Genomic DNA, 12,314 nt, shown 5'->3' on the forward strand with positions numbered 1-12,314 from the left:
TTCCTTCCCTCACACTCCTGTGGATGCCTTTTATGCTTGTAACTCCTCCTAGTTGTAAAAAACCTACACCTCTCAGGGGGAGATGGGTTGGTTCTTCTGAGATATTGCACCATTCTCCATAATCATTTCAGGGCGGGCTCTCCTGCCCAACCCCTACACCCCACAAGAAAATCTACTCTTTGTGGAACAGGCATCCTGCCTGTTCTTAAGAATGGTGCAAGATATAAGTTCTTTGTGCCCCAAGTTATCCTCTCCCTTGTCTCGCAATTCCCTTAGACGATGTAGGGAGAGTTAATTGGCTCGGCCCGCTTTGTGGCTACCAGAGTTTGGTAGATGAGGGCGGATATCTCGCCACGGGTGATGTCGTGGGCGGGGGAAAGCTTTTCGCGCGCGGGATAGTTGACCACGATTTTGCGCTCTGTGGCGGTTGCTATCTCGTCGGTGGCAAAACTGGGAATCTGAGCTCGATCGACATACACGCTCAAAGAATTGGGGTTGCCGCCGCCCAACTGCAAGCCGTTTACCAAAGATACGATCGCCTGAACTCTAGTCAAATTCTGCTGCGGGCGAAACGTGCTGTCTGGATATCCAACCAAAAAGCCAGCTCGATTAGCTTGGTCGATCGCTCCTTTGGCCCAAAAATCCGCCGCCACATCCTTAAAAACCGTCGCCTCACGGCGTGGCATCAATTCAAACGCCTTCGCCAACATAGCCGCATACTGAGCTCTAGTTACAATCTCGTAAGGTTGAAAAGTGCCGTTGGGAAACCCGCTAACAATATTCATCTTTGCCAAGCGATCGATAAAATCCTTAGCCCAGTGCGTGCTGATGTCGCTGAACTTTCCCCCGCCAGGAGTCGGAGTTGGCGTCACATTGCCCAAATCAAATAAACCTTTCACCCGCGAAGAATTGAGCTGATTTCCACCCGCAAAAATCTTACCCCCAGTCGCATTTTGCAAGTCAAATTCGCCGTTATTCTGAAAGATATTGCCGCCCAAATCTTGAGCATTCCCCATATCTGGCAGCGACTTACCCACCGCAGTCAAACCGTCTTCGGTATTTTTTTCGATGCGATTATTGCGTAAAATCGGCTGAGATTCCCCCGCTAAAACTATACCGGAGCGATTTTCCAAAATTTGGTTATCAGCAATCAAAGGAGCCGACTGAGCTTGCAAAGAAATGCCGAAACCCGTCTTTTGAAAAATATTGCGCCGCATTACTCCCTTAGCAGTTCCCGCCATAATCACCCCAGCCGCAGAGTTTGCGACAAATATGTTGTCGAGAATCGCAGGATTAGCGCTGCCCGTGGCAAAAACACCTTCGCGCTTGCAAAGTGTGAAAGTGCAGTTAGCCACAGTCGGAGAAGTTGACTCAATCCAGACTCCCGTGCCGCGACTATCGAGATTCGTGACAGTTACTCCGCGCAATTCCGAATTAGTTGCTAGCAGTATCGTGATATTTTGGCCTGCAGCGGTGGGACTGACAAATTTGCCACTGCCTTGAATCAGAATGCCTCTACCTTTGTTAGTTTCATTGCCAATAACCTTTACTCCCGATGGAATTTCCAAAGGGAATTTTTCGCCACTAGCAGCGCTGTAAGTTCCCGGTGCTAACTGAATCGTAGTTCCCGATGCAGCGCGACTGACGATCGCGCGGGCTATAGTTTTGAATGGGGCTGATTGGCTGCCGACTGCGGAATCGCTGCCTGTTTGCGGGTTGACGTAAAGTGTTGTCATGTTTTTGCCCAAGAGATAATTGGCGATCGAGCTTTTGTGCAATTTTCATTGTCTGTGAACTTGACCCCGAATCTATATTCAGCTTTGATTGCGGGGGTTATTTAATTGCACGATATCTGCAATATTACCAATTAGGAGTTGCAACCACAGGGGGATTCCCCCTACAAAAGACTGTATTTCTCGTTCCCAGCAACAGCAGAACCAGACTTATTTAAGAAGTGCCGGATATAGGGATGCTATTTTTTCCAGATGTTGCCAAAACCACTAAAATTTCGATCGCCTCCACCGGAAAATCGAAGGTTTTGCTGTCATGTACGATCCATCGAGATTCCCTGCCCAAAAACCTTAACCGCTTCAGCCAAATCAGTTTCACCCATCAAAATGCAGCGTCTTAGCAAATCGATATCCAGCGTTTCCAATCCTGACAGTTGACTCTGAATTACTTGCTCGTAGCCATCTTCCCGGAGATGATACAGCCGCAGCGTACGATCTTCCCAAAACCAGATTTCAGGCACGCCCAAAGCTCGATATTTTGGCAACTTGCTCAGTCCACCGCTAGTATAAACCACCTCGATCGACAAATCGGGAATCAACTTAGGTTCTCCCAAACAAAACGATTTGTCTGCTTGAGTAGAAGCTTCTCCCGCTTTCTCCTGAGTCATTGAACCAGAAGGGTAAAACTTAATACCTTGTTGCAGCAGAAAAGTGGTCACTAAGTAACCAATGATTTCCGAAAAATTTTCGTGTTGGAATCCCGGCATCAGAATCTCGATCGCCCCTGCGAAAAAAGACAACTTTATGCCTGGGGAATCTTCCGAAACCTTCTGGATTAACTTGAATTGCTCCCAAGTGCCGTTGAGCACCACTCGCCCATCGAGAGTTTCCCGATCGAGAACTTGTGTCATTGACTCGCACCATTATCTCTTATTGGCATTATAACTGAGATGTTGGCACCATTCTCAATTATTTGTTTAGGAACAGGCATCTTGCCTGCTCCGAAAATTCACTCTTTGTGGAACAGGCATCTTGCCTGTTCTTGAGAATGGTGCAAGATGTGAGTTATAACGCATTGTGCGATCGCTCCTACAGAAGCTCCATGCAGCAAATGTAGCTTCAGAATCCGAATAGTTCTTTCTACTTCCCTGGCTCTTCCTAAGAACACATATCCCAAGGCTCTGCCTCGCCTTAATTACCAGCCTATTTCACAATACAAGACGCATCCAACACCACTAGAATTTCATTATGAAAAACAGCACAACTTGTTATTGCTGAAGCTAAGGCGGGAATTTTCCCTTGTTCTAGAGAAAGCCTCGCCTCCGGTGTAGAATCAAATTGATTTAGCCAGCCATCATCCTTTATATACTGAAGAGTCAAAGCATTGCGATCGAGCATCCAAAAATCAACTCCATATTGATTTATAAAATTTTGCAATACAGCTTGATCGGGAGTGTATTGAGCGCGAATTAAATCGTTAAGTCGCTGCTGATATTTGCTGTAGTAGCCTTTCTGATACGGCACTGCATATTCTTTTGCCACCAGAACTGAACGCTGACTAAATGTTGGCAGATGGTCAGTCTCTCCCGCGATTGAAGCAATCAAGATATCTTTAGGTTGTTGCTCAAAAAATTTGTACAAACCAGGCATTTTACCTTCTACATACCCGACTGTGGGAAATTTTTCGACCAAGCAGGGATAAAGCACCACTGCGACAGCGATTATCGCTGTCGTAATTAGTGCAACTAAGTTTTTTACATCAAAGGTTGTTGCGCTTTTTAATGCCCAAGAACCGACTCCATCAATAATTAAAGTTAGGGCGATCGCAGTTATGAAAACTACAATAAATCGCAAGCTATAGGCTGTATAGCGACCTGGTTGATACAGCTTAAAAATGGTGGCGTGAGCCGCAAAAAACATCGCCGATGATGCTAAAAATAGCTGAAGCAAAAGCCAGATTTGGCTTTGAATCTGATTTGCTAAGGGAAAAGCCGATCGCAAAAATAGCAGCAGCGGAAATAACAGCGCGACACAGTGAGTTACAGGCGTAAACAGCGACTTGGGAAACATCCCGCTACCCCGCCCTGTCAACCAATAATCTTTGGGATTTGAGCGAAAAAAAGCATTTCTGCCACCTGGTGCAAATTCGCCCATTTGCTTCGCTTCTGCTGCAGTATAAGTTGGGCCAAATTCAGAGTTATCTAAGGCATAGGGCAGCATTACTAAAAATATTAATCCCAAACCTGTAGTGCAAAATAGGTAATTAGTTCGATCGCCCGACAAGCGCAAACCGCCCTTTTCCCAGCATAGCAGCCGCAAAACTAAAATTCCGGCAGCAACCAAGGCGTAAGGAGGATAGAATAGTCCGATCAGCGCGATCGCCCCTAAACACGGCAGCAACGAACTGCGCGACAAATAATATAAAAAAGCCAGAAATATCGGATATATAAAAGCTCTTGGCGTTGTGGAAGCCAAATCATCAGTCATCCACATATGCTGATTTAAAAGCAAAGATGCAATAAATCCAGTCATCGGCACTGGCAGCATTTCTAGGCAAAGACCAAAACAGTAATAGGTGGAGATTAAGCCGAGAAATAGCGGCAATATTTTGTGAAATAATAGCGGTTGAATGCCAATTGTTGCTGCTAATTTGTAGAGCGTGCTGTATCCTGCGGGGGCGACTGATTGAAAGTAATTAGCAATGAAATCGTTGGGGAATAATTCAGGATCGACAAACCGCATCATCCAGAAAACGTGCTGCCTCGCATCGTCTTGCACGATATACTCACCGCTAAAGGCTTGCTTCAACCCTAAAATAGCATAGATGGCGGCAAATGTCAGGCTGAGAGTTAACCAAAATATTGTGTGCGATCGGGATGTGCGATCGACTGTAGCAGTTAGAAATTTGTGCAACCGAGCTATTAATACCATTTGAGATTGGAGATTTGAGATTAAAGAATCGGGAAGGACTGATTCTCCAACCTAAGATTATATCATGCCCGGTCAATTACCCCTAATAAAAACCGCTTTACTTTCAACTTCGCCCGATTTTAGATTATTTTCCAACCCGCACGCCCGGAATTTTAAGGCGAATCCGATACAGACTTGTACTTCCCGTGATATAAAGCGTTTTGCGATCGCTTTCTCCCCATGCCAAATTAGTCGCCGTCTCAGGCACAGAAATCTTCCCCAAAAGCTTGCCATCCGGCGAAAAAATCCACACTCCCCCCGGCCCAGTGCTGTAAACATTCCCCTCTACATCAACTTTTAAACCGTCGGGAACTCCGCCTTGACTAGCATCTTTTAACTCCGCAAAAAGCTGCTGGTTGGTAACATTTCCGTCCGGTTTTACATCGAAAACAGCAATGTATCCCGCTTCCGAATTGTTGACATAAAGTTTTTGCTCATCTGGTGAAAAGGCGATGCCATTGGGTAGCACCAAATCCTTAACCAGCAGAGTTAATTTTCCGTCTTGTGCCAGCCTGTAAACACCGTAAAAGCCCAATTCTTCCTGCTCTTTACTAACACCATAGGACGGATCTGTAAAATAAATGCTGCCATCAGATTTAACCACCAAATCGTTCGGGCTGTTGAGCCGCTTGCCCTCGTATCTATCCGCCAAGGTGATAACTTTGCCGTCTTTTTCTGTGCGGGATACGCGGCGATTTTCGTGTTCGCCAGTAAGTAGGCGGTTTTCTTTGTCTAAAGTATTCCCGTTGGCTTTTCCCGAAGGGCGGCGAAATACCTCAACTTGCTGATTTGAGCCGAATTTATAGATAATATTGGCGGGAATATCACTGAACAGCAAAAAGCCGTCTGGATGCCAAATAGGGCCTTCTATAAATTGGAAATTGCCAGCTAGTTTTTCTAATTTTGCGCTATCATCAAGAATACTTTGCATGGTATTTTTTTTGTCCTGGTTTTCCGTTTGGGCGGTCAAAATTGTCAAATCAGATGTTAATTGGTTGGACAAATTGCTGTCAGTGAAAGGTTTTAACAGATGATTTTTGAAAAGCCTGTTGCTGAATGCGAGAGTCAAAACTATAAACAAGAGGCTGAGGGTAGCAATTTTGGCGATCATGTTGGCCTTGTTAATTGCATTGAGTGAGAGCGGTAGTGAAATCGATCGTACCGCATCTATCTTACATTTATATTAAGAATACAAAAGTGTGGCTTCAAACAGACAGCCGCGCGGATAACATAGTATAGCAATGTCATTTCAATTAGCGATCGCCACCTGCTGAGATTCCTGAATTTAACACGCCGGAGCATGGATTAAAATCACAAATAATATCTAGCTATATGCTTTCTACCTTAGATATCAAACTACTAGGCGGATTCTGCCTTTCCTGTGCAGACAAGCCCGTTGTCGGTGTCACCACAGAGCGCCCGCAAGCTTTGTTGGCTTACCTGGTACTGCATCGCGATATCCCCCAAACCCGTCAGCGGCTTGCCTTTCAATTCTGGGCCGATTCCACCGAGGCCCAAGCTCGCACCAACTTGCGCCGGGAGTTGCATCACCTGCGTCACGGACTCCCCGATGCCGATCGCTACCTGCTGGCAGATGCCAAAACCCTGCAATGGAATCCCCATGCGTCTTTCGTGCTGGATGTGGCTGAGTTTGAACGGGCATTCGCCGCAGCAGAAGCAGCGGAACGAGCCGCAGATGTTAACGGTGCCAGAACAGCCTGGGAGCAAGCGATCGCGCTTTACGGCGGTGATTTGCTGCCGAGTTGTGAGGATGAGTGGATTTTTCCAGAACGCGAACACCTGCGACAGAAATTGCTCCATGCTCTCGAATCTCTGACTCGCCTCTCGGAAGCTCAGGGTGATTATCGGGCTGCAATCCGCTCTGCACAGCGCTTACTGGAGATCGATCCATTGCACGAAACCAGCTACGCAGCTTTGATGCGATCGCACCATTTGAACGGCGATCGCGCCAATGCACTCCAAGTCTACCATCGCTGTATGACTTTGCTGCGCGAGGAACTAGGAGTTGACCCTAGTGCGATCACTCGCAAGCTCTACGAGCAACTGTTGCTCGAAGACGAAGCGCCCGACATTCAACCCTCGTCTCACTCTGCCGGGCCACCCCAAACGAATTTGTTTCCCTCACCTTTAGCTTTGTCGCCTTTAGTGGGACGCGATCGCGAATGGGCATCGATTCAGCAGTGGGCAAAGCCGATACTGCTTGCGAACTGCAGCGCGAACGCCACCGCTGAGGCATCGCCAGTGCTCTTGCTCGCGGGCGAACCCGGAATCGGTAAAACTCGCTTGCTCGAAGAGCTACGAGCCACGGCACAGGCGGTTCAAGTGCTGTGGGGACGCGGATTTGCCGCCGAGATGGTGCGACCCTACGGTATTTGGATTGATGCTTTGCGGTCGATCGCGATGCCCTCCACAGGCAACATTCCGCCAGAGCTAGGTTTCTTGCTCCCAGAGCTCGCTCAACCTGGGAAAGCTCCGCCCGATATGCCTCCGGCACGCTTGCGCGAACGCAGTCATCTGTTTGATGCGGTGGTACAATTGCTGGCTCAATCTGCCAGTGAGGCTGCGTTAATCGTCATTCTAGATGACATTCAGTGGATCGATGAAGCCTCATCGGCATTGCTGCACTACGCCATCCGCTTGCTGAGTCATAAGCCGGTTTTATTCGCCTGCACCGGGCGTTCCAGGGAAGTAGAGGAGAATGCGGGCATCTCGCGGGTGGTGCAGGCACTCAGACGAGAGCGACGGCTGCTAACGCTGGAATTGCATCCTTTCGATCGACAACAAACGGCTGAATTGATTCGCCGACAGCAAGCGGTTAATCCGTTAGAGCTATCTCCAGAAGCGGTGGAGCGCGTATTTATCGATAGTGGGGGGAATCCCCTGTTTGCGCTGGAAGTTGCCCGGGCATTGTCCCAGGATCGGTCTACTCATGCTGATAATTTAGAGGCTTTGATCCGTGATCGCCTCCACCAATTGGATGACACGGCTCGCGAATTTTTGCCTTGGGCCGCTGCATTGGGGCGCAGCTTCAAACCGACAGCGGTGGCTCATGTGGCAGACTATCCGCTGCCGAAATTGCTGATGGCGATCGAACAGCTCGAACAACAAACCATTATCCGTCCCAGCGCCTCTCTTGGTGACGAAATGGGCTATGACTTTGCTCACGATATTGTGCGTCAGACTGTCTATCGCCAGTTGTCACAACCGCGTCGCCATTTGATCCATTTGCAAATTGCTCATAAGTTGCATCAACTCTCCACACCAGACAACGCCTGGGCTGGCGATATTGCCCGTCACGCGGCCATCGGGGGCGATCGAGAATTAGCAGCGTCTAGCGCCTTCTGTGCCGCCGAACGCTGCCTGAAATTGTTTGCCTACACGGAAGCATCAGAATTAGCTCAGCTTGGAATTGAGCAGTGTCAAGGACTTGACGACCGCACTCGCATTGAATTGCATTTAAAATTGCTGCGGGTTGGTGCGATCGCAGGCGTTACGGGCGATCGAGTTTCTCAACTCGACAGCGAGGTGCACCGCTTAATCGATGAAGCAAATGCTCTCGGCTTAGAAGAAGCAGAAGCCACGGGACTTGAGGCCTTGGTGATCCTGCATTTCGATCGCAGCAACTTCGCCAACGTTCACCAACACTCGCTGCGGGCAGCAGAGGTAAGTCGGGCATCGAGTCCAGCTACTGCCGTGCGATTGCTGGCCTATGGCGGGTCTTGCTTGGCGGAAATTGGACGGGAAATGGCGCGGGCAGAAGCATTGTTGCTAGAGGCGCAGTCCCTGGCTGAGAGAGTTGGTTTGAAGAACATCGGAATTGACCAAGGGTTGGGTGCCGTACAGCGCCATCACGGGAACTATGCCCAAGCGCGAGTTTTGTGGCAACAGGCGTGGCGATCGGCGGCGGCCCAGCAGGATCACTGGTGCGAGTTTTATAACCTCAGCTATTTGGCGATGACGGAACTGGAAGCGGGCGATCCGGCTGCGGCCTTGCCTTATTGTCAGGAAATGGCGATCGTCGGAGCCAAAATTAAAGGCGAAGGTAGTGAAGGTGCGATCGCCCAGGCACTTTTAGCTTTAGCAAACTATCAGCTTCAGCAAATTGGAGCCGATGCTGCTTTGGAACGGGCGATCGCGACTTTGCAACAGGTGGATGCCAAACGGATGCTGTCTTATGTGCTGATTGGGGCGGCTCAAGTGGATTTAGAGTGCGATCGACCTCTTTTGGCAACAGCCCGCGCCGAAGCTGCTTTAGAAGCTGCTCAGACGGTCGATCATCCCAGCGAGATTGCTCTGGCTTGGGCGATTTTGATTCAGGGTGCTTTAGCTTTGGGCGATCGAGAAGGGGCGACTGCGCGGTTTGAATCCCTGCGCGATCGCATCGATCGTCCTGCGCTGAGTTTCCGCGCCCGCACTGCTGTCGATCGGGCGATCGAACAGATTTAGTCATTAGTTATTAGTCATTAGTTGTAGCGAACTGCAATTAGGGATGGTCTTCATCACAGGGAACTTTACTTTACTTCATATCCCTCATCTAATTTTTTTAAACTCTTCCGCTTGTTTGATAATTGGTTCATATTCCCCTTTTTTGATAAATTATGCCAAACTTTAGTATTACAGTAATTATTGGCTAGATTGCTATGTTTAAAATGAATCGCCGTCAATTTCTATTAAGTAGCGCTGTAACGTTTGGTGCGGTAATAGCCCATGCTCAAGTTAAAGCCCAAAACTCCCGAACTCCAGGAGCATTAGAAAAAGGACTATCCTCTCAGAAAGTGATCGTTGTCGGAGCGGGGTTGTCTGGTTTGGTTGCCGCTTACGAGTTAGCAGCAGTAGGTCATACAGTAACGGTTTTAGAAGCCCGCGAGCGAGTAGGAGGGAGAGTTTTGACCTTGAGAGACAAATTTAGTGAGAATCATTTCGTAGAAGCGGGAGCAGCAAGAATTCCGTCTACTCACAATCTAACACTTGGCTATGCTCAACATTTTGGCTTGACTCTAAAGCCTTTTTCCCCACCAGATGGGCTTTACATTTCTGTTAAAAAGGGGCAACGTCTTCTTATTCCTACTGATGAATTAGCTAAAAATATACCAGGAGCAGGCAGATTGAAATTGGTTAAAATTGATCAAGGTTCAGATCGATTGCCACAAGCATTTGCTACCGATCTAGTTGATAAAATTCATCTAGGAGCTGCCGTTACTCGCATTGAACAAACTTCTTCAGGGGTTCAAGTCTTGTGCCAATCGGGACAGCAATACACTGGAGATTGCGTCCTATGTACTGTTCCCTTGCCAGTCTTGGGAACGATCAATTTTCAGCCTCCACTATCATCTCAAAAACAGCTTGCTATAGGTGGGGGTTATAACTATCGCTCAGCAACACGAATGTTTGTAGAATTCTCCGAACGATTCTGGGAAAAACAAGGATTGAATGGTTGGGGGGTGTTTGATAATGGTGTTGAAGAACTGTGGCACTCCACTTGGGATTTTCCTGGAAAAACAGGCATTTTGCAGGCTTATTTGAAAGGGGAAAATGCCCTCGCTATGGATGCCCTCGCCCCAGACCAACAATTCCCTCAATTACTACAGCGATGGGAAAAGATTCTCCCTGGTGTAACTGCTTATCAGGGCAAGACGACCAGTTATTCTTGGGCTAAAGACCCTTGGTCGAAGTCAGGTTGGGCATACCCGACTGAAGAGCAAGAAAAAACGTTTTTTGATGAACTTGGACGGTCGGAAGGGAAAGTCTATTTTGCTGGAGAACACACTTCTACTGCGAAGGGATGGATGCAGGGCGCATTAGTATCTGGATTGAGGACTGCTCAAGAGATCCATCAGGCAAGAACTTAATTTTCTGATATTTTTGTGCGATCGCACTATCATTTACAGATTGGTTGAGAATGCGATCGTAGAGCAGACTGTACCCACGTTTATGCTGGGGAGGTGGGGGGTGACAACTCGCTCACTTTGTCCAGTGCGAGGCGCTGAGAAAATTGGGGTGAGAGTGGGGAAAATCCTCAATCGCTACAATTAGTCATGAGTCATTAGTTAACAGTCAACAGTTAACAGTCATTACTAACTAAGAGGAAGTAATTATGTCTCTTATCAAAGTTGAAACCGTTGCCGATCAACCCATCACCGCAGAAATGTTAGCTGATACGCGAGTTTTGGATTGTCTTGGGGCAAGGAATGCCAAGTGGCACTACTCTTTACTATCAGCCGATCGCGATCGCATGATTTGCACCTTTGAGGCACCAGATGCAGAGTCTGTGCGACAAGCTTATCGCCAAGCCGATGTTGGATTTAGCAAGGTTTGGACAGCCCAAGTTATTGAACCTGAAGGTGTGCCACCTGTATGGAACGAACCCATCCTCAAGGTGTGGGAGGGAAGCTATCCGAATGGCTTTACCGATGAAGAGTGGAAGGAAGCCCAGCGATTAATTTTAGCGTGCTATCAGGAACGGGGTATTGAATGGGTGCGTTCCTATGCGTTGCTGGATAAAACTCGTGTGGTGTGCGAACTGAACGCGCCCGATGCGGAAGTGATTCGAGAAGCCCACGGTAAAGCTGGGATTCCCTTCGATTGCGTTTGGTGTGCCGAAGTTCTCAAACCTTGAATTCGCGCGGACGATCGCGCTTGGCTGCTTTGGGAACGCTTCGAGAACGCTTTCGGAACGGTTTCGGAACGATCGCCTCGTTAGATTGATATCAAGTTAATCAAACAACCAGCAAATTAACTCATCCCTTTACACTTTAAGGAGAAATAAAATGGCTGAATTTGACCTTGGTACCTTGCCATCTAATAATGCCGTAGTAGTTCCGCGCCGCACTATCAGTAATCTCAACAGCAAAGACACCTACAGTTTCCGTCTGGATAGCGATAAAAATATCAACCTTGGGCTGGTTGGTATGACCGACGATCTGAATGTTCAACTATTTCGCGATTTCAATGGCAATGGCTTAGTTGATGGTAACGATAAGCAAATTGCTATTTCCGATCGATTGCGTTTGGATGAAGTAATCAACTTGTCCTCAGCAGTTGCTGACGTTGATGCAGGCAATTACGTGGTGCAAGTCAATCGGAACCGTGCGTTCAACGATACTCCATACAATTTGAGAGTATCGGCTGACGCGGCCGGTACACCCAGCAAAGTCCTCGCCATAGAAGATGATTTCGGTGCCGTCTTTTCCAACGACAAACCAAGAACTCATCAAGGTTCTGTGGGTAACACCGACACCACCGATACTATCCATCTCGCTGTCAATACCCAGGGATTTTATCACTTTGGTCTCAATAATCTCAGCGCTGATGCCGATCTCCGATTGATTCAAGACACAAACAACAATCGCGTCGTCGATGCAGGTGAGGTAATTGGAAGTGTGGTTAAGCGAGGCACTATTTCAGAAGGATTTGTCCGAAACTTGGCTCCTGCAACTAACTACTATCTTCAAGCCTCTCAATTCACAGGTAACACTAATTACTCTGTTACCTTGACTCCGATTCCCAACTAGAAAGTCCTGGATGTAAAAACTCTATCTGTAGGGTGCACACTGTGCACCTTACCCTATCAATTGTTCGTTCAAATGACTTTAA

9 protein-coding genes are annotated in these 12,314 nt (G+C 47.9%); 4 read left to right on the forward strand and 5 right to left on the reverse strand.

The window, feature by feature from the left end:
- Positions 1–272: 272 nt before the first annotated feature.
- From QUA83_RS15970 to QUA83_RS15990, 5 genes are all read right to left on the reverse strand, one after another.
- Positions 273–1,736, reverse strand: a complete 1,464-nt coding sequence (locus QUA83_RS15970; protein ID WP_333294168.1) for a DUF1565 domain-containing protein — start codon at positions 1,734–1,736, stop codon at positions 273–275.
- 308 nt (positions 1,737–2,044) lie between these two features.
- Entirely contained in the window at positions 2,045–2,641 is a 597-nt protein-coding gene (locus QUA83_RS15975) for a Uma2 family endonuclease (RefSeq protein WP_333294169.1), read from the reverse strand.
- A gap of 98 nt (positions 2,642–2,739) precedes the next feature.
- The gene (locus QUA83_RS15980; RefSeq protein ID WP_333294172.1) at positions 2,740–2,898 is read right to left on the reverse strand and encodes a hypothetical protein; all 159 of its coding nucleotides are present in this window, start codon (positions 2,896–2,898) and stop codon (positions 2,740–2,742) included.
- A 35-nt stretch (positions 2,899–2,933) separates the two neighbouring features.
- The gene (locus QUA83_RS15985; protein ID WP_333294174.1) at positions 2,934–4,661 is read right to left on the reverse strand and encodes a hypothetical protein; all 1,728 of its coding nucleotides are present in this window, start codon (positions 4,659–4,661) and stop codon (positions 2,934–2,936) included.
- A gap of 124 nt (positions 4,662–4,785) precedes the next feature.
- On the reverse strand, positions 4,786–5,631 hold the full coding sequence (locus QUA83_RS15990; RefSeq protein ID WP_333294177.1) for an SMP-30/gluconolactonase/LRE family protein: 846 nt from the start codon (positions 5,629–5,631) through the stop codon (positions 4,786–4,788).
- Positions 5,632–6,032: 401 nt separating this feature from the next.
- Here QUA83_RS15990 and QUA83_RS15995 point away from each other — a divergent pair, with 401 nt between their 5' ends.
- The 4 genes from QUA83_RS15995 (at position 6,033) to QUA83_RS16010 (ending at position 12,232) form a co-directional block, all read left to right on the forward strand.
- Positions 6,033–9,167, forward strand: coding sequence for a BTAD domain-containing putative transcriptional regulator (locus QUA83_RS15995; protein ID WP_333294179.1), 3,135 nt, complete (start codon positions 6,033–6,035; stop codon positions 9,165–9,167).
- Between the two features lie 194 nt (positions 9,168–9,361).
- Positions 9,362–10,570, forward strand: coding sequence for a flavin monoamine oxidase family protein (locus tag QUA83_RS16000; protein ID WP_333294182.1), 1,209 nt, complete (start codon positions 9,362–9,364; stop codon positions 10,568–10,570).
- A gap of 245 nt (positions 10,571–10,815) precedes the next feature.
- The gene (locus tag QUA83_RS16005; RefSeq protein WP_333209738.1) at positions 10,816–11,337 is read left to right on the forward strand and encodes a DUF4242 domain-containing protein; all 522 of its coding nucleotides are present in this window, start codon (positions 10,816–10,818) and stop codon (positions 11,335–11,337) included.
- Between the two features lie 151 nt (positions 11,338–11,488).
- Positions 11,489–12,232 carry a hypothetical protein gene (locus QUA83_RS16010; RefSeq protein ID WP_333294183.1) on the forward strand — a complete coding sequence of 248 codons (744 nt, stop codon included), beginning with the start codon at positions 11,489–11,491 and terminating at the stop codon, positions 12,230–12,232.
- Positions 12,233–12,314: the final 82 nt, after the last annotated feature.

The organism is Microcoleus sp. K1-B1, from assembly GCF_036704705.1.
GTDB lineage: Bacteria > Cyanobacteriota > Cyanobacteriia > Cyanobacteriales > Microcoleaceae > Microcoleus.